Source organism: Piscibacillus halophilus, from assembly GCF_900110685.1.
GTDB classification, from domain to species: domain Bacteria; phylum Bacillota; class Bacilli; order Bacillales; family Alkalibacillaceae; genus Piscibacillus; species Piscibacillus halophilus.
Genome location: NZ_FOES01000025.1, coordinates 1 through 21,298 on the forward strand (window position 1 = coordinate 1; position 21,298 = coordinate 21,298).

The 21,298-nt window shown below is 36.5% G+C and carries 20 protein-coding genes; 16 read left to right on the plus strand and 4 right to left on the minus strand.

Features of this window, described 5'->3' with window-relative positions; genetic code table 11:
• Window positions 1-379: 379 nt before the first annotated feature.
• The 4 genes from yidD to plsY all read right to left on the minus strand — a co-directional run bounded on the left by yidD (window position 380) and on the right by plsY (window position 3,446).
• Window positions 380-604 carry a membrane protein insertion efficiency factor YidD gene (gene yidD / locus BMY57_RS10700; protein WP_091774152.1) on the minus strand — a complete coding sequence of 75 codons (225 nt, stop codon included), beginning with the start codon at window positions 602-604 and terminating at the stop codon, window positions 380-382.
• A 5-nt stretch (window positions 605-609) separates the two neighbouring features.
• Window positions 610-1,533, minus strand: coding sequence for a GTP cyclohydrolase FolE2 (gene folE2 / locus BMY57_RS10705; RefSeq protein WP_091774154.1), 924 nt, complete (start codon window positions 1,531-1,533; stop codon window positions 610-612).
• 87 nt (window positions 1,534-1,620) lie between these two features.
• Window positions 1,621-2,793: a CapA family protein gene (locus tag BMY57_RS10710; protein WP_256205297.1), complete on the minus strand. Its 1,173-nt coding sequence runs from the start codon at window positions 2,791-2,793 to the stop codon at window positions 1,621-1,623.
• A 71-nt stretch (window positions 2,794-2,864) separates the two neighbouring features.
• Window positions 2,865-3,446 (minus strand): glycerol-3-phosphate 1-O-acyltransferase PlsY, encoded by a 582-nt coding sequence (plsY, locus tag BMY57_RS10715; protein ID WP_091774156.1) that lies wholly within the window; start codon window positions 3,444-3,446, stop codon window positions 2,865-2,867.
• Window positions 3,447-3,604: 158 nt separating this feature from the next.
• Between plsY and BMY57_RS10720 the strand changes: the two genes are divergently transcribed.
• The 16 genes from BMY57_RS10720 (at window position 3,605) to BMY57_RS16120 (ending at window position 21,272) form a co-directional block, all read left to right on the plus strand.
• Window positions 3,605-4,024, plus strand: a complete 420-nt coding sequence (locus tag BMY57_RS10720; protein WP_091774228.1) for a CoA-binding protein — start codon at window positions 3,605-3,607, stop codon at window positions 4,022-4,024.
• Window positions 4,025-4,081: 57 nt separating this feature from the next.
• Window positions 4,082-6,082: a DNA topoisomerase IV subunit B gene (gene parE, locus BMY57_RS10725; RefSeq protein ID WP_091774158.1), complete on the plus strand. Its 2,001-nt coding sequence runs from the start codon at window positions 4,082-4,084 to the stop codon at window positions 6,080-6,082.
• An 11-nt stretch (window positions 6,083-6,093) separates the two neighbouring features.
• Complete coding sequence (parC, locus tag BMY57_RS10730; RefSeq protein WP_091774160.1) at window positions 6,094-8,547, plus strand: DNA topoisomerase IV subunit A; 2,454 nt, start codon at window positions 6,094-6,096, stop codon at window positions 8,545-8,547.
• Between the two features lie 199 nt (window positions 8,548-8,746).
• Complete coding sequence (locus BMY57_RS10735; RefSeq protein ID WP_091774162.1) at window positions 8,747-9,289, plus strand: GbsR/MarR family transcriptional regulator; 543 nt, start codon at window positions 8,747-8,749, stop codon at window positions 9,287-9,289.
• A 5-nt stretch (window positions 9,290-9,294) separates the two neighbouring features.
• Window positions 9,295-9,951, plus strand: a complete 657-nt coding sequence (locus BMY57_RS10740) for a cysteine hydrolase family protein (protein WP_091774163.1) — start codon at window positions 9,295-9,297, stop codon at window positions 9,949-9,951.
• Window positions 9,952-9,975: 24 nt separating this feature from the next.
• Window positions 9,976-10,836, plus strand: a complete 861-nt coding sequence (locus BMY57_RS10745) for a glycine betaine ABC transporter substrate-binding protein (protein WP_091774164.1) — start codon at window positions 9,976-9,978, stop codon at window positions 10,834-10,836.
• Between the two features lie 128 nt (window positions 10,837-10,964).
• Window positions 10,965-11,588, plus strand: a complete 624-nt coding sequence (locus BMY57_RS10750; RefSeq protein ID WP_091774165.1) for a TetR/AcrR family transcriptional regulator — start codon at window positions 10,965-10,967, stop codon at window positions 11,586-11,588.
• Between the two features lie 88 nt (window positions 11,589-11,676).
• Window positions 11,677-12,819: an acyl-CoA dehydrogenase gene (locus BMY57_RS10755; protein ID WP_091774167.1), complete on the plus strand. Its 1,143-nt coding sequence runs from the start codon at window positions 11,677-11,679 to the stop codon at window positions 12,817-12,819.
• A gap of 21 nt (window positions 12,820-12,840) precedes the next feature.
• Window positions 12,841-14,478, plus strand: coding sequence for an AMP-binding protein (locus BMY57_RS10760; RefSeq protein ID WP_091774169.1), 1,638 nt, complete (start codon window positions 12,841-12,843; stop codon window positions 14,476-14,478).
• Between the two features lie 17 nt (window positions 14,479-14,495).
• On the plus strand, window positions 14,496-15,842 hold the full coding sequence (locus BMY57_RS10765) for an acetyl-CoA carboxylase biotin carboxylase subunit (RefSeq protein WP_091774171.1): 1,347 nt from the start codon (window positions 14,496-14,498) through the stop codon (window positions 15,840-15,842).
• Between the two features lie 12 nt (window positions 15,843-15,854).
• The gene (locus BMY57_RS10770) at window positions 15,855-16,067 is read left to right on the plus strand and encodes an acetyl-CoA carboxylase biotin carboxyl carrier protein subunit (RefSeq protein ID WP_091774173.1); all 213 of its coding nucleotides are present in this window, start codon (window positions 15,855-15,857) and stop codon (window positions 16,065-16,067) included.
• A gap of 27 nt (window positions 16,068-16,094) precedes the next feature.
• Window positions 16,095-17,003, plus strand: a complete 909-nt coding sequence (locus BMY57_RS10775; RefSeq protein WP_177176372.1) for a hydroxymethylglutaryl-CoA lyase — start codon at window positions 16,095-16,097, stop codon at window positions 17,001-17,003.
• Window positions 17,004-17,016: 13 nt separating this feature from the next.
• Complete coding sequence (locus BMY57_RS10780) at window positions 17,017-17,796, plus strand: enoyl-CoA hydratase-related protein (RefSeq protein ID WP_091774177.1); 780 nt, start codon at window positions 17,017-17,019, stop codon at window positions 17,794-17,796.
• A 17-nt stretch (window positions 17,797-17,813) separates the two neighbouring features.
• Window positions 17,814-19,343 (plus strand): acyl-CoA carboxylase subunit beta, encoded by a 1,530-nt coding sequence (locus BMY57_RS10785; protein WP_091774179.1) that lies wholly within the window; start codon window positions 17,814-17,816, stop codon window positions 19,341-19,343.
• Between the two features lie 61 nt (window positions 19,344-19,404).
• Complete coding sequence (locus BMY57_RS10790; RefSeq protein ID WP_091774181.1) at window positions 19,405-21,054, plus strand: FAD-binding dehydrogenase; 1,650 nt, start codon at window positions 19,405-19,407, stop codon at window positions 21,052-21,054.
• A 62-nt stretch (window positions 21,055-21,116) separates the two neighbouring features.
• Window positions 21,117-21,272 carry a hypothetical protein gene (locus tag BMY57_RS16120; RefSeq protein ID WP_177176373.1) on the plus strand — a complete coding sequence of 52 codons (156 nt, stop codon included), beginning with the start codon at window positions 21,117-21,119 and terminating at the stop codon, window positions 21,270-21,272.
• Window positions 21,273-21,298: the final 26 nt, after the last annotated feature.

The window sequence follows — 21,298 nt, forward strand, 5'->3', positions numbered from 1 at the left end:
GGATTTAGTAATATTAAACTCTTCTAAACCAGGGATGGAAATGTTAGAATACATAGTACACGCAACTCCTTTGTTTTTTGTTTATTGGTCTAAACAAATTCTAACAAATTAGGAGCTTGCGTGTTTTTATTTTTGCAAATTTCCCTGAAATCCAGGTAGGCCTGACACTCCTACGGGTGAAGCGAGCCAGGCGAGACCCCACAGAACGTAACGTTAGTGGAGTTCGAGGAGGCTCGCGGATCGCCCGTGGAAAGGGAAGGCCTAACCTGGAAGTTACTCTTAAAGACTTATAGTGAATTATCAGAAAATAACCTTTACCCCAACAAATATTATAGAGCCTAAAAATAAGGCAACCCCGAAATAGGGTTGCCTCTTTAATTTACCTTTTTCTTTTTTCAGGTACCGGATCAAATCCTCCAGGATGGAAAGGATGACATTTAAAGATTCGCTTTACCGTTAAGTAAAATCCTTTAAGAAAACCAAATCGTTTAAAAGACTCAAGTCCGTATTCAGAGCATGTAGGGTAGAAACGACAAGAAGGACCTCTTAACGGTGAAATATATTTTTGGTAAAAACGAATCAAATAAATAAATACATGTTTCATTTAAATCACTTTTCCTTACGTTTATCATACGTAATGGAAGCAATTGCATCATGTAAATGAATGGATTCTTCATTCACACATTTAACATGGAATTGCTTTACAAAATCTAACTCATATAAATCACTTGAAACCAGTCGAACCATATCTTCAACAAATCTAGGGTTTTCATACGCCTGTTCTGTAACCATCTTTTCATCTGGACGTTTGAGTACAGGGTGAATTCTAGCACTAGCATTTGACTCAGTTGCTTCTAATAATACTTCTTTCCAATCAATATTCGTCTCGTCATAATCAGGGTCTAGTGTAACTTCTATAATTACATTTCCACGCTGATTATGAGCACTGTATTCACTAATCTCTTTAGAGCAAGGACATAAAGTGGTGATTTTGCCTTTCAGACCAACTTTGACATCATAACCATTTTCATGGTGATAGTTTACTTTGATCCATGCCTCTGCATGGTTCATGCCAGATTTGCCTGTATAAGGAGCTTCTCTTTCAAAGAACCACGGAAATTCAACCGATAATTCCGCATCCTTTTGTTTTAATCTACCTTGTAATTCTTTTACAAATTGTTTCAACGTTTTGATGTCAACTTTAAATCCATTAGCATGATATACATTTAGCTGTTCAGTAAAACGACTCATATTAGTTCCTTTTGAATCCTGTGAAATGGTAGATGCAAAATAAAAATTACCAATAGTGGACTGTTCCTTAGGATTAAGTGTACTAGGAACGACAATCGGGTGTTTGACATTTTGAACACCTACCGCATCTAGTTCAAAAAGAAAATCTTTCTTTGTATTTTGTAAATCCGGCATTTTACTTTTTTCTTCAGGTTTCGTACGGGGACCTGGCTCAACTGAACCAAATAATTTATGTCGTTCTTCTTTACTAGGAAGTTGTTTCTTCGTCTTAATCTCGTTCATATCTATGACTCCTTTCAAATAGAGCAGCTCGCTAATCGATACAATTTAAGTATAAATAATCAGTTAATGTATATCAATTTATTAAACTTATTCTAAATAAGGAACTACTTCAATATTATCTGTGTATGTTTGAATGAGTTCTTTTTTATCTTCAAACCATTGTTGAGCGTTTGACAAACTATATTCATTAGCTTCAACCAAAGGAACAATTTTATAGTTTCTAAAGTTTTCATATTGGTTATATGTTGGCATCATTTTTGCATTTGATACTTTATATTGTTTTTCATTGTTACCTTGAATAGTTTTAGTTAATTCAATTTGCATAATCGCACCGATTAAACGATCTGTCCCTGTTTGACCAGATAAGAAGTTTCCGAGTGAATAAGCTACAAATTTATCTTCACCTTCATCAGTCGCAATCCAATCCACTGGTTGTAGGACGTGTGGGTGATGACCAATAATAACATCTGCTCCATTATTAGTTAATAACTCTGATAAATGAACCTGTTCATCATTCGGGAGCGGTTGATATTCTTCGCCAAAATGCATGCTAACAACAATAAAGTCTGTGTTTGGTTTAAGTTCTTCGAGATCGTTTAAAATTTGTTCTTCATCAATTAAATTAACCAAGTGTTCTTTGCCTTCAGGTACTGGGATACCATTTGTCCCATACGTATAAGATAAAAATCCAACTGCAATCCCTTTTCTATGAATGATTCGTTGAGTGTTTTTGTCTTCTTCACTTTGATAAGCGCCTACATATTCAACACCAATGTTTTGTAAATAATTAGTCGCGCTAATTACTGCTTCTTCACCACGATCTAAGGTATGGTTATTAGCCATTGATACGATATCTACACCAGATTCTTTTAACGTATCTCCTAATTGTTGAGGAGAGTTAAATTGTGGGTAAGTAGATAACCCTATCTTAGCTCCTCCAAGAACAGTTTCTTGGTTTGCAATCGTAATATCTGCATTTCTTAGATAATATTTGATGTCTTTGAACATTGGATTAAAATCAAACCCTGCACCCGTTCGAGCGTCATTATAAACCGTGCTGTGAATTAATAAATCTCCAATAGCATTTAAGGTAATCGAAGTTTCAAAATATTTATTTTCTGTATAGTGATCGACTGTTATAGCTGGGTTGTTAGCAACTTGAACAGCAGAAAGCTCATTGTGATCTGATAAGTTTATATATAAAACAATTCCTAATGTCATAAGGAAAATGATTGACCCCGTTATAATTTTTTTTCTCATGTAATGCACCTTTCTAAAAATTGTTATGGCTAAAAAATAAAAGAGTCCACCATATGTTGGGGACTCTCGTTTTACATCCAAGATATTTTGGGTTCAGTCTTATCTTTAATTCGTTTAATGTTTTCTCTGTGTCGGTATATAACAAAACTCGCTAATAAAACCGTCACGATTATTAGTCCAATATCTTTCATAATGAGTGATGTTATAACAGCAATAATACCCGCTAACATCGAAGATAAAGAGACATATTTAAACAACTTTAAAAACGTAAAGAAAGAAATGACTAGAATCAAAAATAATAACGGACTAACCCCTAATAAAACGCCCCCGGATGTTGCAACGGCTTTACCACCACGAAATCGTGCAAAAAGTGGATAAGTATGTCCAAGAACAGCAAATGCCCCAATTATAAGGGGTTCAACAGATGGCGCTAACCATATTGCAAGAACCACCGCAGCTGTCCCTTTTAGTATGTCCATTATTGAAACAATAAGTCCTGCTTTTACGCCTAACACGCGGAACGTATTGGTTCCACCAAGATTACCACTGCCATGTTCGCGAATGTCTATTTGATAAAACAGTTTTCCGATGATCAGTGCTGATGGAATGGAGCCTAATAAATAGGCTGAGATTGCAAATATAACATATTCCATGATGTATCCTCCACGAGTTTTTTAGCTTATTATATTCTATCAAATCTAGAGAAAATAAAGAAGTGGATTTTTAATTTTATTGTTACATGTTTGAAATAATATTTGAGAAATTAATTAAAAACGGCTATGCTAAAGACAAAAGCGTTTATTGGAGGGGATTGGAATTGAATAATCCGACTAATGCAGAATTAAGAGAAATCTTAGAAAACGCTAAAACAATTGCCGTTGTAGGTTTATCAGATAATCCGTCACGTACGAGTTATCGAGTTTCTAAAGTAATGCAAAAGCATGGATATCGTATTATTCCTGTTAACCCTAAAGTTGATGAAGTTCTAGGGGAAAAAGCATATAATACACTTGAAGATATAAAGGAACCAATTGATATTATTAATGTCTTTAGACGATCTGAATATTTAGTAGATGTTGCGGAAGAGGCGATCAAGACGGATTGTAAAGTTTTTTGGGCTCAATTGGGCATTTCTAATGAAAAAGCCCGTGAACTGTTGAAAGAACACGACTTTACCGTCATAATGGATTTATGTATTAAGGTCGTCCATTCCAAGGTGATAGGGAATTGAAACGGTTAGCTAAGGAAATCTCTGTTCGTAAACAGGGATTTTTCTAGCTTTTACCGAATGAATAACAAAGACATAACCTTAAAGTTAAGAAAGGGGTCGTACCGATTGTCTCAATTAAATCAAGCTTATAATGATGATTCAATACAAGTATTAGAAGGATTAGATGCCGTTAGAAAACGACCTGGTATGTATATCGGTAGTACAGACCATCGTGGTTTACATCATTTAGTATATGAAATTGTAGATAATGCAGTTGATGAAGCCTTAGCTGGATTTGGTGAAAAGATTCATGTAACGATTCACAAAGATGAGTCGATTACAGTTAAAGATGAAGGGCGAGGCATGCCTACAGGATTACATAAAACAGGAAAACCCACTCCAGAAGTTATTTTCACAGTGTTACACGCAGGAGGTAAATTTGGACAAGGTGGCTATAAAACAAGTGGAGGCCTTCACGGTGTAGGAGCTTCAGTTGTAAATGCTCTCTCAGAATGGTTAGAAGTCACGATCTGTCGTGACGGAACAAAACATTATCAACGCTTTGAAAATGGCGGAAAACCCGTAACCGGTCTCGAGGTACAAGGTAATACGAATAAATCGGGGACCACTATTCGATTCAAACCAGATCCGACTATATTTTCAACTGTTCATTACCAATTCGATATTCTATCTGAACGACTAAGGGAAGCAGCATTCTTATTAAAAGGTATCGAAATCATTCTTAAAGATGAACGACATGATGCAGAAGAATCTTATAAATACCCTGATGGGTTGGAATCTTTTGTCGATTATCTTAATGAAGACAAAGATGGTTTACATCCAGTAATTTCATTTGAAGGTGAACAAAAAAATATCGAGATTGATTTTGCCTTCCAATATAATGATGGTTACTCAGAAAACATTCTTTCATTTGTCAATAATGTAAGAACTAAAGACGGTGGAACACACGAATCTGGAGCTAAAACGGCCATCACTAGAGCATTTAATGATTATGCTAGAAAAATGCAATTGTTAAAAGAAAAGGATAAAAACTTAGATGGTAATGATATTAGAGAAGGGTTTACAGCCGTAATTTCGACAAGAATACCGGAACAATTGCTACAGTTTGAAGGTCAAACTAAAAGCAAACTAGGGTCTCCTGAAGCTCGTAGTGTTACTGAAAGCATTGTTTCAGAGCAATTATCTTACTTTTTAGAAGAAAATCCAGATGTCTCTAAAATGCTCATTAAGAAGGCAATCAAAGCAAGAGAGGCAAGAGAAGCTGCGAGAAAAGCTAGAGAAGACGCCCGTAACGGTAAAAAGCGTAAACGGAAAGATTCATTATTAAGTGGTAAGCTAACACCTGCTCAGTCAAAAAACCCTAAGAAAAATGAATTGTTCTTAGTAGAGGGGGACTCGGCAGGGGGATCTGCTAAACAAGGACGCGACAGACGATTTCAAGCTGTTTTACCGCTCCGTGGTAAAGTAATAAATACGGAAAAAGCAAAAATAGATGATATTTTCAAAAATGAAGAAATCGCGACTATTGTACACACCATAAACGCTGGTGTTGGTGCCGATTTTAATATTGAAGATTCACAATACGATAAAGTCATCATTATGACCGATGCTGATACAGATGGAGCACATATTCAAGTTTTATTACTTACATTCTTTTATCGATACATGCGACCTTTAATAGAACAAGGAAAGGTCTATATTGCATTACCACCTCTATTTAAAGTTTCTAAAGGTAAGGGTAAGAACCTAAAAGAAGCATACGCATGGGATGAAGGTGAGATGCAAAAGTTAATCAAAGAATTCAAAAATGGTTACACCATACAACGATATAAGGGTCTTGGTGAAATGAACGCAGATCAATTATGGGAAACGACCATGGATCCTGAAACCCGTACATTAATTCGAGTTACGATTGAAGATGTTGCCAGAGCTGAACGTCGTGTAGCAACTTTAATGGGTGATAAAGTAGAGCCAAGGCGTAAATGGATTGAAACCAACGTCGCCTTTGGTATGGAAGACGATGACACAATATTAGATAATGAAAGATTGCATAGCTAGGAGGAAGAACGTTGGCAGAACAAGCGAAGTATTTAGATTTACCATTAGAAGAAGTCATTGGCGACCGTTTTGGTCGTTATAGTAAATATATTATTCAAGATCGTGCCCTGCCTGATGCTCGTGATGGATTAAAACCCGTTCAACGACGTATTCTGTATGCCATGCATCAAGAGCGTAATACACATGATAAACCTTTCCGTAAATCAGCCAAAACAGTTGGTACGGTTATTGGTAATTACCATCCTCACGGAGATACGTCGGTGTATGATGCGTTAGTACGATTAAGTCAATCTTGGAAGGTCCGTCAAGAACTAGTGGAAATGCACGGTAACAACGGTAGTATTGATGGTGACCCTCCAGCGGCGATGCGTTATACCGAAGCAAGGTTATCGGGTATATCATCTGAACTATTAAGAGATATTGAAAAAGATACAGTTGATTTTATTCCAAACTTTGACGATACAGATTTTGAACCTGTTGTTCTACCAGCAAAGTTTCCAAATCTATTAGTTAATGGTTCAACTGGTATATCTTCCGGTTATGCAACTGACATACCTCCTCATAATTTAGTAGAAGTAATAGACACTGTGATTAAAAGAATTGAAAAGCCCGAATCATCAGTCGATGAACTAATGAAAACGTTACCTGGACCTGATTTTCCAACGGGTGGAATTATTCAAGGTGTAGATGGGATTAGAAAAGCTTATGAAACTGGTAAAGGCAAAATTGTGGTTCGTGGCTTGGCTGAAATTCAGCCTGTAAGAGGTGGAAAGGAACAAATTGTTATAACTGAGTTACCATATGAAGTCAATAAAGCAACTCTCGTGAAAAAAATGGACGAGCTTAGAATTGAGCGTAAGGTAGAGGGTATCTCTGAAGTACGTGATGAAACGGACCGTACGGGTTTAAGAATCGTTATTGAACTTAAGAAAGATGCAGATAGTGAAGGCGTCCTAAACTACTTATATAAAAATACTGATTTACAGATTTCGTATAACTTTAATATGGTTGCCATCGCTAATAAAACACCAAAAGTTATGACGCTTCCACAACTGTTAGATGCTTATGTCCATCACCAAAGAGAAGTGGTAGAGCGTCAAACGAAATTTGATCTTAAAAAAGCGAAGGACAGAGCCCATATTTTAGAAGGATTGATTTATGCGATTTCGATTTTAGACGATGTAATCGCAACTATTCGTTCTTCCGAAAATAAAAAAGATGCTAAGGAACGACTTATATCTCAATATAACTTCAGCGAAGAACAAGCTGAAGCTATTGTTATGCTCCAACTCTACCGCTTAACGAACACGGATATTACAGATCTAGAGAAAGAAGCAGAAGAACTAAAAAAGAAAATTATTGAACTGACAGCCATACTAGAAGATGAAAATAAACTTCTTCAAGTTATTAAACAAGACTTAAAGGCAGTTAAGAAAAACTATAAATCTGATAGACGTACAAAAATTGAGTCAGAAATTGAAGATATCAAAATTAACTTAGAAGTAATGGTTCCTTCAGAGGATGTAGTGGTATCGGTTACCAAAGAGGGCTATATTAAGCGAACCAGTACTCGCTCATATGCTGCTTCAAATGTAGAAGATTTACAAATGAAAGACAATGACCATCTCCTTCATATGATGGAAATTAATACAACTGATACTCTGCTTCTTTTTACTAATAAAGGGCAATATTTATATATTCCGGTACATGAGCTACCTGATATCAAATGGAAAGACATGGGCCAGCATATAGCTAATATTATTCCAATTGAACGAGATGAAACGATTATTAAAGCGATCCCAGTACGAGGTTTTGATGAAGATCAATATATTCTAACCGTTTCTAAAAACGGAATGATTAAAAAATCCGAATTGAAAGCTCACAAAGTACAGCGTTATTCCAAACCAATAACTGCAATGAAGCTTAAAGGTGACGATGAATTGGTCAATGTTCATTTAACCAATGGACATCAAGATGTCTTTTTAGCTTCCAATACAGGTTATGGTCTTTGGTTCCATGAAGATGAGTTGAAGCCAGTTGGAGTGAAAACTGCTGGTGTTAAATCAATGACATTAAAAGATGGAGAATATGTTGTAAGTGGTGAAGTTTTTGATGACTTAGAATCGCCATCACTATTTGTGATCACCCATAGAGGGGCATGTAAACGAATGAATTTTTCAGAATTTGAAAAGAGTAGTAGAGCAAAACGTGGCTTAATTATGTTACGTGAATTAAAACGCCACCCTCATCGAATTGTTGGATTCCATTTAGTAAGTGATGATACAGTCATCACACTAGAAACAGAAAAAGGCGAGATTAAACAAGTTACACCATTAGAATTTAGAGAAAGTGATCGTTACAGCAATGGTTCATTTGTGATTGATACGGATCAACACGGTGATGTGATTGATACACAAATTAATCCAGAGTACCAAAAAGTTTTTGATGATGAAGAACAAGAATAGTTTAAAAAATACATCTGCAATGTTATTACACGTGAAATCGTTTAATGGTTTCACGTGTTTTTTATTGAGGATAAAGAAATGATAAAAAATAGGACTTATTATAATCCATTTTATTGAAACTCGGCGAGTTTATTTGACATTATATATAAAACGTTTAAAATGTATTATATAAATTAGACAAAAAGGAGGGTAACCCTAATTGAGTAATCACTTAGAATCTCTACAAGAGTCACAGGATGTAATAGTTAGTGCCATAGCACAATCCATGGTGATTTATGGAGTCACGCCATCAGTAGGACGTATTTATGGTGTCCTATATTTTTCGGATGAACCTTTAACATTAGATGACATAAAAGATCAAGTGGCAATGAGTAAAGCAAGTGTCAGTAATGGAATTCGAGAACTAATGGAAACTGAGATGGTAACTAAAGTTTGGAAAAAAGGGGAAAGAAAAGACCATTTCATAGCTGAAAAAGATTTCTTAAAGAATTTCCTGAACTTTTTTGTGAAGATGATTAGGCTTGAGCGTAGTTTACTCACTAAAGCTATAGACCAGACAGAACCTGTTATTGAAGACATCGCCAATAATCCTGATAGCAAGGAAGCTGAACACATTGCTACTAGAGACCTTGAATTAATCGCTGATGCCAAGAATTATTTAAATTGGATTATGCGACTTGCAAATTCTCTTGAATCTAGAGAGATTTTTAACCACCTTCCTACAGAACATCATAAGGAGTAATACAGATGAAAAGTAAAACAGCATTAGTATTGATTGACTTACAGAAAGAATCGAATTTTGGAATTAACAATATGGATCGTGTTATTCAAAATACAAAAGAGATAATTAAAACAAGTAAAGCGTCTAATATCCCCGTTATATATACACGACAAATTAATCGTTTCGATGGTATTGGTCTTTCAATTGGTGAACCATTAAACGTAGATGGGACACCTTATTACTATAACTCCGACACAGAACAAGTTGATATTTTCGATGAGATTAAGCCAGATAAAGATGATATCGTAATCGATAAATATCGTTGGAGTGCTTTCCATGAGACGAGTTTAGATTTAATTCTTAGAAATTTAGGTGTGACAGACATAATAATTGGTGGCGTGGTGACAGATGGATGTCTTATGACATCAACTTTTGATGCCTATTTTAGAGATTATAAGATTCATTTGATTGAAGATATGTGTGGTGCCTCAAATGAAGGTGCACACATGTCAGCCATGATTACAATGGCTAACTGGATTTATAACCTCAAAATTTACAACACTAATAACATGAAGAAAAAGATTAATGGGGAACAACACAATTTCTGGGAAGCAAATAAAGTGGATTCCTTAAAATTCACTCCCGAAACTTTTAGAGAGCAATATAAAAAGATTAAAACATAAAGAGAAAGGGAGAATTTATCATTTATGAGAAATATCCTAGCAACAATATTGCTGTTTATAGCTTTAATATTAGTAGCTTGTGGAGGGGATTCAAATAGTGAAAGCAAAGGAGAAATCGTTTTTGGTCAAACCTCTTGGACAAGTACTAAGGCTCCAACACAAATAGCAAAACAAATTTTAGAAGAAGCTGGATACGAGGTTGAGGTTATGCTATTGGATCAACCCGTCATTTGGGAAAGTATGAAACATGAAGAAGTCGATTTTTTCATGGATGCTTGGTTACCTTACACTGAAGCAACCCTTTGGGAAGATTATAAAAATGACCTGCAAAAAGTAGCAACAAGCTACGAAGAGGTCCCTTTAGGTTGGGTGGTTCCAGAGTATGTCGAAGAAGAAACAATTGATGATTTAGCCGGTCAAGCTGAAAAATTTGACGGTGAGATTGTGACAATCGGTGAAGGTGCAGGTATTGTTGATATCTCTAAGGAAGTCATGAATGATCCAAACTATGACTTAGAAGGGTATGAATTGGTACCTTCAAGTGAAGCAGCTATGATGTCTGTTATTGATGATAAAATCAAAAATGAGGAGCCCTTTATTATTACAGGGTGGAGGCCTCATTCTATGTTTTCTAAATATGATTTGAAGTTTTTAGAAGATACTCAAGAACATTTTAAATATGATAATGTCTATGTTTTATCATACAATGGAATTGAAGATCAATATCTTGAAGCATATGACATTCTTTCGCAGTGGAACATTGAAGTAACGGAATTAGAAGATATGATGAGAGCTTATGAAGAGGAAGATATATCCTTTGAAGAGTCAGCATCTGAGTGGATTGAAGAAAATCGTGATACCGTTGATCAATGGATTAATGATTAATGAATAAAAGGGCTTGGTGATTCCAAGTCTTTTTTTTACTAGATTTTATTTTTATCAGATAGTATACAAATTATATTTTGATATTTATAAAAATTGTGATAATATAAAATTAAAGTAAGGAGGGGGTTATGTCGGAATTACGTGAAAAAATCATACAATCTTCATTACAGTTATTCTCTGAAAAAGGATTTCATGGAGTGACTGTTAGAGACATTGTTGAACATTGTCAAACATCAAAAGGTGGCTTTTATCACCACTTCAAATCAAAAGATGAACTATTGTATGTCATTCATGATACGTTTGTTTCTTATGTATTAAATGAAGCAAATCAGGCCAAAAAGCGTTATCACCAACCCGTTCATCAACTCCATGAAATGCTGAAATCGTTAGTTCGAGTTTATGATCTTTACAATCAACATATTGTCGTTTTTAATCAAGAATACAATTATTTGAAGCAAGAGTATTATCAATTAATCAAGGAGAAAAGAGATTCATACGAAGAAATACTCAAAGGAGTTATCCGAGAAGGACAACGAGATGGTGATATTCGAATCGAATTACCTACGACGGTTACCACTATGTCGATTTTAGGAATGGTTAACTGGACGTATCAATGGTATAAAAAAGATGGACCCAAAACCATTGACCAAATTGCATCTACTTACATAGACATTATATTTAAAGGGCTATTAACAGAAAAAGCGATAAAAGAATATCAACTGTCTAAGCTTTCAAAGGAGTTAAAGTTTTAGGCTTTTATTTAAGCGCTTAACGTAAGCGTTTTCATTAAGACTCACACAGACCAACTAGTCGGTCTTAAAATTAAGGGGGATGACAATATTGAATTTTGAGTTAACAAAAGAACAAGAAATGATTAGAAAGATGGTTCGTGATTTCGCCCAAGAAAAGATTGCACCTCGTGCAGTTGAGATTGATGTTAATGCTGAATTCCCAGAGGATATTTTCAAAGAAATGGGAGAGTTAGGTTTATTAGGAATTCCATTTCCTGAAGAGTACGGAGGCTCTGGAGGCGATACCGTATCTTACGCGTTGGCTGCTGAAGAAATTGCACGTGTATGTGGGAGTACAGGGTTAAGTTACGCTGCCGCTGTTTCACTTGGTTCTAGTCCTGTTTACTATTTCGGTACTGAAGAACAAAAAGAAAAATTCTTGAAACCGCTTGCATCTGGTAAAGCGTTAGGATCTTTTGGATTAACTGAGCCAAATGCTGGATCGGATGCAGGAGGAACGAAAACAACGGCGAAATTAGAAGGTAACGAGTATATTATTAATGGTGAAAAATGTTTCATCACCAATGCATCATATGCTCAACAAATTATCGTAACCGCTGTCACTGGTAAGGATGATCGAGGTAAAAACATCATTTCGGCTATTATTGTTCCTACAGATACACCCGGACTAACGATTAATGACAACTACGATAAGATGGGAGTTCGTGGGTCAAATACAGCTGAAATTGTTTTAGAAGAAGTTCGTGTTCCTAAAGACAACTTATTAGGCGATCCGCAAAAAGGGTTTAAACAGTTTTTATACACATTAGATGGCGGTAGAATTTCGATTGCAGCATTAGGAGTGGGGATTGCACAAGCTTCTTTAGATCGAGCGTTAGCTTATGCTAAAGAGCGTAAGCAGTTTGGCCAATCCATTTCTAACTTCCAAGCGATTCAATTTAAATTAGCTGATATGGCAATGGAAGTCGAACTAGCCAGAAACATGGTTTTAAAAGCGGCATGGTTAAAAGACCAAGATAAGAACTTTACAAAAGAAGCAGCATATGCAAAGTTGTTTGCAACAGAAACGGCCTTCCGTTCGGCCAACCAAGCGATTCAAATTCACGGTGGATATGGGTATATGCGTGAATATGAAGTTGAGCGTTATTTAAGAGATGCGAAATTACTAGAAATTGGCGAAGGGACATCTGAGGTACAGCGTTTAGTTATAGCACGACAATTAGGTTGTTAATCATTAAGGAGGTATGAATCTATGTCATTACTCGAATTAACGATTGGTGAGTTGTTAGAAAGGAAAGTGGATGAACACCCTGATCATGAAGCTGTGGTCTACCCTGAAAGAAATATTCGTTGGACCTATGAAGAATTTAACCAAAAAGTTAACAAAGTCGCTAAAGGTCTAATGGCACTAGATGTTGAGAAAGGTGAACATATCGCCATTTGGGCAGATAATAAACCAGAATGGGTCACCACACAATTTGCTTCTGGAAAAATGGGGGCAGTATTAGTTACCGTCAACACGAGCTATCGCGCACAAGAGTTAGAATATCTCCTACAACAGTCTGATACAACAACTTTAATTTTAACAGAAGAATTTAAAGGGTCTTCTTATCTCGATATTTTAAAAGAGGTTGTTCCAGAGTTAGAAACGAGTGAAAAAGGAAACATCCAATCTAGTAAACTACCAAAGTTAAAAAACATCATTGTTTTAAGTGATCAACGTTACCCAGGTTGTTATAACTTTGACGATTTAATTCAGCTTGGTGAACGTGTAACAGATTCTGAACTCAACAAACGAAAACATGACCTAAATTATAAAGATGTTATTAATATGCAATATACTTCTGGTACAACTGGCTTTCCTAAAGGAGTCATGTTGTCTCATTACAATATTGTTAATAATGGTAAGCAAGTGGCAGAATGTATTGAGCTTTCAAAAGAAAGTCGTCTATGCATACCCGTACCATTTTTCCATTGTTTCGGATGTGTCATGGGAACGTTAGCTACCGTTTCGCAAGGTGCAACGATGGTTGTGATTGAACAGTTTGATCCAGAAAAAGTTCTCAACGCAATTGAACAGGAAAAATGTACAGCTGTCCATGGTGTTCCAACAATGTTCATTGCTGAGTTAAACCATCCGAATTTTGAACAATATGATTTGTCCTCCTTAAGGACAGGAATTATGGCAGGGTCCAATTGTCCGATGGAAGTAATGAAAGATGTCATGAATAAAATGGGGGCATCTGATATTACAATCGCGTATGGTCAAACAGAGTCTTCACCAGTTATTACACAAACTCGAACCAATGATTCTATCGAACGACGTGTACGTACAGTTGGAAGAGCTCATCCAAATGTAGAGGTTAAAATCGTTCATCCTGGTACTAACGATGAAGTTCCTCCTAACACACCTGGTGAATTATGTACACGCGGTTATTTAGTGATGGAAGGTTATTATAATAACGAAGAAGCCACTTTAGCAGCGATTGACTCTGAAGGCTGGCTGCACACAGGTGATATTGGGATTATGGATGAAGAAGGTTATGTTGAAATTACCGGACGTATTAAAGACATGGTCATTCGCGGCGGAGAAAACATTTATCCACGTGAAATAGAAGAGTTTCTATATAAGCACCCAGATATTGTTGATGTTCAAGTCATCGGTGTACCTGATCCAAAGTACGGCGAAGAGTTAATGGCATGGATTATCACTAAAGAAGGTAAAGAATTAACAGCTGAAGAAGTTCGAGAATTCTGTAGTGGTAAGATTTCACATCATAAAATCCCTAAATACATTGAATTTACAGATGAATATCCTATGACGGCAAGTGGTAAGATTCAAAAGTTTAAACTAAGAGAACAAGCAAAAGAAGTCATTATGCAAAAATAAATAATAGGGGAGATCTTATGTTTGAATCTGTTTTAATTGCAAATCGTGGAGAAATTGCAAAAAGAATTATTAAAACATGTAAACGATTAAATATCAGAACCATTGCAGTATATTCAGAGGCGGATGAAGCTTCACCACATGTAAAAGAAGCGGATGAAGCCTATCTCATTGGACCAGCCAGAGTTAATGAAAGCTACTTAAATGTAGACCGAATAATTGAAGTTGCTAAAGAGGCCAATGCTGAAGCTATACATCCTGGATACGGACTATTGAGCGAAAACACTGATTTTGCGAAACGCATTCAAGATGAAGGCATTGTTTTTGTTGGCCCTGATTCTTATGCAATTAATCAAATGGGTAGTAAATTAACAGCAAGAAAAACAATGGAAAAAGCAGGTGTACCCATTATCCCTGGAACAAATGATCCGATTAGTACAACTGAAGAAGCAAAAGAATTTGCTAACAAAATCGGCTATCCTGTCATGCTAAAAGCATCCCACGGTGGTGGGGGAATCGGCATGCAAATTGTTCATAACGATCAAGAATTAGAAAAAGCATTTGAAAGTAATGCTAGACGTGCTGAACAATTCTTCGGTAATGGCACGATGTTTATTGAGAAGGTAATTGAAAACGCTCACCACATCGAAATCCAACTTTTAGCCGATCATCATGGAAATGTTCTTCATTTGTTTGATCGCGAATGTTCCATTCAACGTCGCCATCAAAAAGTTATTGAAGAAGCACCTTCACCTCTATTAAAAGAGGAAACAAGACAGAAGATGGCGGACGCAGCTATCAAAGCGGCAAAAGCCATTCAATATAAAAATGCTGGCACAATTGAATTTTTAGTTGATGAAGACCAAAACTTTTACTTTTTAGAAATGAATACCCGCTTACAGGTTGAACATCCCGTCACGGAACAAATCACAGGAATCGATTTAGTCGAACAACAGCTAAAAGTGGCCTTTGGTGATGAATTAACATTAAAACAAGAAGACATTCAGATTCAAGGCCATTCGATTGAAGCAAGAATCTATGCAGAAGATCCTAAAACGTTCTTCCCGTCTCCAGGTAAAATTACTAAACTTTCACTACCTGAGGCACCATTCATTCGTCATGATGTAGCGGTAGAAAACGAATATCAAGTTACACCATTCTATGATCCAATGATTGCCAAACTCATTGTAAGTGGAAGTACTAGAGAAGAAACCGTTAAAAATCTTAAAACTGTATTATCTAAATATGAAGTGGAAGGAATTAAAACGAATCTTCCATTATTAAAAGATATCGTTGAATTACAAGCATTTAAAGATGGCCATACCCGCACATCTTTTATTCAAGAATACATTTTAGTCAATCAATAGGAGGAATTTAACATGAATCAAGTAACAGCAAGCATGGCAGGAAACGTATGGAAAGTAGTCGTTAATGAAGGGGATCAAGTAGAAAGCGGTCAAGATGTTGTCATCTTAGAATCTATGAAAATGGAAATCCCAATTGCAGCGGAAACAACTGGAACGGTTAAAGAATTAAAAGTTAATGAAGGTGACTTTGTCAATGAGGGAGACGTAATAGCTGTAATCGAGTAAAGAACTTTTTTATAAAGGAGAGTCATTATGAGTCTTCCAGAAAGAGTAACGATTAAAGAAGTTGGACCACGAGATGGTTTACAAAACGAAAAAGAAGAGATTAAGACTGATGATAAAATTGAATGGATAAACCAGTTATCTGAGACTGGTTTATCCTATATAGAAATCACTTCCTTCGTTCATCCAAAATGGATTCCACAGCTAAAGGATGCGGTGGAAGTTGCTAAAGGTATTAAACGTAAAGAAGGCATTACTTATGCAGCTTTAGTTCCGAACATGAAGGGATTAGAACGCGCAATCGAAGCAAATGTTGATGAAGTATCCATATTTATGTCTGCAAGTGAATCCCATAACAAAAAGAATATTAATAAAACGATTGATGAGACTTATCCAGTGCTAAGAGAAGTAGTTGAAGAAGCAAAGCAAGAAGGAAAATCCGTTAGAGGTTATGTATCGACTGTTTTTGGCTGTCCATATGATGGTAAAGTCGATGAACAACAAGTGATTAATGTCTGTAAGAATTTATTTGATATGGGGATTGACGAATTATCTCTTGGGGATACGATTGGCGTGGCGAATCCTATTCAAGTCGGAAAATTCCTTGATTTAATAGGTACAGAATTTACTAAGGATCAAATAGCACTACACTTTCATGACACTAGGGGTATGGCCCTCGCCAATACACTTGTTTCATTAGAAAAAGGATACTATATCTTTGATGGGGCCCTTGGTGGACTTGGTGGATGCCCATATGCAAAAGGAGCATCAGGTAATGTTGCCACAGATGACCTTGTTCATATGTTACATGAAATGGGTATTCAAACAGGTGTGGATTTAGATCAGTTACTTCAAGCTGGTCAGTTGATCCAAGGTAAAATTGAAAAGTCACTTCCTAGTAAGCAAATGAACATTTGCAGACAGACTTCTATGATATAAGGAGGGGAGCCACATGAGTACAGTTTCATTCTCAATAAAAGATGAATATGTGGGCGTGATTACATTAAATCGGCCAGAGGCAGCTAATGCTTTTTCGCGACAATTATTGGCAGATTTTAATCAAGTCTTAGAAGAAGTGGAGAAAAATGAGACATTACGTGCTGTCATTATCACAGCAGAAGGTGGAAAAGCTTTTTGTGCCGGTGCTGATCTTAAAGAACGAGCAACAATGTCTCAAGACGAAGTAGTAGAAGCGGTTGGAGAAATTGGTAAAGTTATAACAAGAGTTGAATCCCTTAAAGTTCCGACCATCGCTGCCATTAATGGAGCAGCTTTTGGTGGTGGTTTAGAACTATCCTTAGCTTGTGATATTAGAATTGCAAGTGGAAATGCCAAAATGGGTCTGACAGAAACATCACTAGCGATTATTCCAGGAGCAGGTGGTACACAACGCCTAGCACGATTAATTGGTCTTGCAAAAGCAAAGTACTACATACTAACAGCGAAACGCTTTGATAGTTTAGAAGGTAAAGAGATTGGCCTTATTGAAGAAGTCGTACCTATTGATGATTTAGCTCAAAAAGCATTGGAAATAGCTACTCAAATAGCAAAAAACGGACCTGTTGGGGTTCAAATGGCAAAAAAAGCGATTGATCAAGGTTTTGATCATGATTTGAAAACTGGACTTAATATTGAACGAAATTGTTATATGAATACGATTCCAACTAATGATCGAATCGAAGCCTTACAAGCTTTTAAAGAGAAAAGACAACCAAGCTTCACAGGTAAATAACAGAAAGGGTGAGAATGATGGTAAAAACAGAAGTACATGAAGAACTAAGAGAACGAATTGAAAAAGGCGGTGCTGAAAAGTATCATCAGAAAAACGCAGAAAAAGGCAAAATGTTTGTTCGTGATCGATTAAAAATGCTTTTCGATGATGATATAGATATTGAAGATGCATTTTTTGCGAACTGCATGGATGAGAGTCTCCCAGCGGATGGTGTAGTGACTGGGATGGGTAAAATTAATGGTCAAACAGTATGTATGATGGCAAATGATTCAACTGTTAAAGCTGGATCTTGGGGTAAACGAACAGTTGAAAAGATTATCAGAATACAAGAAACAGCTATGAAACTAGAAGTTCCAATGCTTTATTTAGTAGATTCTGCAGGAGCACGTATTACTGACCAAATTGAAATGTTCCCTAACCGTCGTGGTGCGGGAAGAATTTTCTATAATCAAGTAAAAATGTCGGGACGCGTACCACAAGTTTGCTTGTTATTTGGTCCATCCGCAGCTGGGGGTGCCTACATACCAGCTTTTTGTGACATTGTGGTTATGGTCGATGGTAATGCATCAATGTATTTAGGATCGCCACGTATGGCAGAGAAAGTTATCGGGGAAAAAGTAACACTAGAAGAAATGGGTGGGGCACGTATGCACTGTTCGGTTTCTGGTGTTGGAGACGTCCTTGTATCTAGTGAACAAGAAGCTATTGAATATGCTCAAAAATATTTAACCTATTTTCCTGAGAACTTTAGAAGTAAGCCTCCCGTTAAAGATCCTATAGAACCGGAACAATTTGAAAAATCCATTCGTGAACTCATTCCAGAAAATCAGAATGCTCCGTTTGATATGTATGAGTTAATCAAACGTTTGATTGATCAAAATAGCTTTTGTGAAATTAAGCGTGAATTCGCCAAAGAATTGATTACAGGACTAGGCAGAATCAACGGTCAGGCGGTAGGAATCATTGCAAACCAACCGCGCATGAAAGGTGGCGTATTATTCCACGATTCAGCAGATAAAGCGGCTAAATTTATTCAATTATGTGATGCCTTTAATATTCCACTCGTATTCCTTGCAGACATTCCAGGATTTATGATTGGAACTAAAGTAGAACGTGCTGGTATTATTCGCCATGGTGCTAAAATGATTTCTGCCATGAGTGAAGCATCTGTACCGAAAATCTCTGTAATCGTCAGAAAAGCATATGGAGCGGGTTTATATGCGATGGCAGGACCAGCTTTTGAACCAGATGTGACGATTGCTTTACCTACAGCTCAAATTGCAGTCATGGGACCTGAAGCGGCTGTGAACGCAGTATACGCTAATAAAATTGCCGAGTTACCTGAAGAAGAACGCCCTGCATTTATAAAAGAAAAACAAGAAGAATATAAAGAAAATATCGATATTTATCGATTAGCATCTGAAATGGTCATCGACGACATCGTTCAACCTAATGATTTAAGAGATCATTTAACTAAACGTTTAGAAGCTTATCAATCTAAAAATCTAACATTTACAGAACGTAAACATGGAGTCTATCCAGTTTAAGTATGACATCTAGACCTCGCTTAAAATTAGCGAGGTCTTTTTTAGTAGGGAGGAATAATTTATGGAGTATGACGTAATCGTTGTAGGTGCTGGCCTTGCGGGTTTAGTCGCCACAGCTGAGATTGCAGATGGTGGAAAGAAAGTTTTGTTACTTGACCAAGAGTCTGAGTCATCACTTGGAGGACAGGCTTGGTGGTCATTCGGTGGGTTATTTTTAGTCGATTCACCTGAGCAACGAAAAATGAGAATTAAAGATTCTAAAGAATTAGCGTGGCAGGACTGGATGGGTTCTGCAGGATTTGATCGTTTAGAAGATGAGGATTATTGGGCAAAAAAGTGGGCCGAAGCTTACGTCGATTTTGCTGCTAATGAAAAACGAGAATGGCTGCAAAGTATGGGAATCAAATTTTTCCCGGTCGTAGGTTGGGCAGAGCGCGGAGGATATCTAGCAGATGGTCATGGTAACTCAGTTCCGCGTTTCCACATTGTGTGGGGAACAGGACCTGCCATAGTTAAAGCTTTTGAAAAGAGGGTTCGAAAACATATTGATAACGGATTAGTACACTATTTACCTAGACATCAAGTAGATAACTTAGTGGTAGAAGTTAATTCTATAACTGGTGTATCTGGTTCAATCTTAGAAAACAGTTCAGTTGAGCGAGGGGAAAAAAGTTCTCGAAAAGTGGTCGGTGAATTTACATATCATGCTCATTCAGTTGTCATATCAAGCGGTGGAATTGGCGCTAACTTTGAACTAATTCGAAAAAATTGGCCAGAAAGACTCGGTCAACCACCTAAAAATATGATTTCAGGAGTTCCTGATCATGTAGATGGTAGAATGTTAGAAATAAGTGAGAATGCTGGCGGTCGAATCGTTAATCGTGACCGAATGTGGCACTATACGGAAGGTATAAAAAATTACGCCCCTGTCTGGACGGATCATGGAATTCGTATATTACCAGGGCCTTCTTCGTTGTGGTTTGATGCAGAGGGTAACAGATTTCAAGCTCCTAATTTTCCTGGCTTTGATACTTTAGGTACACTCGAAACTATCATGAAAACGGGTTATGATTATTCATGGTTTATATTAACTCAAAGAATTATCGAAAAAGAGTTCGCCTTATCAGGATCGGAACAAAACCCAGATTTGACCGGAAAAAGTTATAGGAAATTATTAGAGCGATTAAAAAGTGGTGCACCTGGACCTGTACAAGCTTTTATGAACAAGGGGGAAGATTTTGTTATCGCCGATCACCTCTCAGATTTAGTTAATAAGATGAATCAATTAGTAGACTCTAATTTATTAGATGAAGATCACATACGTAATCAAATTCAGGCAAGAGATCGGGAAATGGATAATTTATTTACTAAGGACTTACAAATCACAGCCTTAAGAGGGTCACGTTTTTACAGAGGCGATAAATTAATACGAACAGCTAAACCACACAAAATATTAGACCCTAATACTGGACCATTAATAGCTGTACGACTAAATATTATTAGTCGTAAAACATTAGGTGGCCTTCAAACCAATTTATCCGGACAAGTTATGAATAAAGAAGGTAATCCAATCAACGGATTATATGCAGCAGGAGAAGTAACAGGATTTGGAGGCGGAGGAGTTCATGGTTATAGAGCATTGGAAGGAACCTTTTTAGGTGGGTGTTTATTCTCTGGAAAAATCGTAGGTGAAACCTTAAAGAATCACTAGTTTATTATAATAATATTATGTAAACTAATAAGGCTTTATTAAAATAGAAAGGTGGTCATTGAATGGTTATAGGGTTATTGATGATGGGATTCATTGTAGTGTTTTTAAGTTTTTTTATTGATGTCATTGGTACTTCAAATGCTTTGCTGATTTCTACAGTTCTTTTTGTTTTAGCAATTGTTCTGTTAATTATTAAATCAAAAAAAGTTACAAAGTAAATCCATTTGATATAATGATCACTATG

What these genes read in the sequence shown, in the direction of transcription:
- BMY57_RS10785 (WP_091774179.1), top strand. Translation starts at nt 17,814, where the DNA reads ATGGTAAAAACAGAAGTACATGAAGAACTAAGAGAACGAATTGAAAAA.
- plsY (WP_091774156.1), bottom strand. Translation starts at nt 3,446, where the DNA reads ATGGAATATGTTATATTTGCAATCTCAGCCTATTTATTAGGCTCCATT.
- folE2 (WP_091774154.1), bottom strand. Translation starts at nt 1,533, where the DNA reads ATGAACGAGATTAAGACGAAGAAACAACTTCCTAGTAAAGAAGAACGA.
- BMY57_RS10770 (WP_091774173.1), top strand. Translation starts at nt 15,855, where the DNA reads ATGAATCAAGTAACAGCAAGCATGGCAGGAAACGTATGGAAAGTAGTC.
- BMY57_RS10750 (WP_091774165.1), top strand. Translation starts at nt 10,965, where the DNA reads ATGTCGGAATTACGTGAAAAAATCATACAATCTTCATTACAGTTATTC.
- BMY57_RS10710 (WP_256205297.1), bottom strand. Translation starts at nt 2,793, where the DNA reads ATGAGAAAAAAAATTATAACGGGGTCAATCATTTTCCTTATGACATTA.
- BMY57_RS10760 (WP_091774169.1), top strand. Translation starts at nt 12,841, where the DNA reads ATGTCATTACTCGAATTAACGATTGGTGAGTTGTTAGAAAGGAAAGTG.
- BMY57_RS10765 (WP_091774171.1), top strand. Translation starts at nt 14,496, where the DNA reads ATGTTTGAATCTGTTTTAATTGCAAATCGTGGAGAAATTGCAAAAAGA.
- BMY57_RS10780 (WP_091774177.1), top strand. Translation starts at nt 17,017, where the DNA reads ATGAGTACAGTTTCATTCTCAATAAAAGATGAATATGTGGGCGTGATT.
- parE (WP_091774158.1), top strand. Translation starts at nt 4,082, where the DNA reads ATGAATAACAAAGACATAACCTTAAAGTTAAGAAAGGGGTCGTACCGA.
- BMY57_RS10740 (WP_091774163.1), top strand. Translation starts at nt 9,295, where the DNA reads ATGAAAAGTAAAACAGCATTAGTATTGATTGACTTACAGAAAGAATCG.
- BMY57_RS10790 (WP_091774181.1), top strand. Translation starts at nt 19,405, where the DNA reads ATGGAGTATGACGTAATCGTTGTAGGTGCTGGCCTTGCGGGTTTAGTC.
- yidD (WP_091774152.1), bottom strand. Translation starts at nt 604, where the DNA reads ATGAAACATGTATTTATTTATTTGATTCGTTTTTACCAAAAATATATT.
- BMY57_RS10775 (WP_177176372.1), top strand. Translation starts at nt 16,095, where the DNA reads ATGAGTCTTCCAGAAAGAGTAACGATTAAAGAAGTTGGACCACGAGAT.
- BMY57_RS10745 (WP_091774164.1), top strand. Translation starts at nt 9,976, where the DNA reads ATGAGAAATATCCTAGCAACAATATTGCTGTTTATAGCTTTAATATTA.
- BMY57_RS16120 (WP_177176373.1), top strand. Translation starts at nt 21,117, where the DNA reads ATGGTTATAGGGTTATTGATGATGGGATTCATTGTAGTGTTTTTAAGT.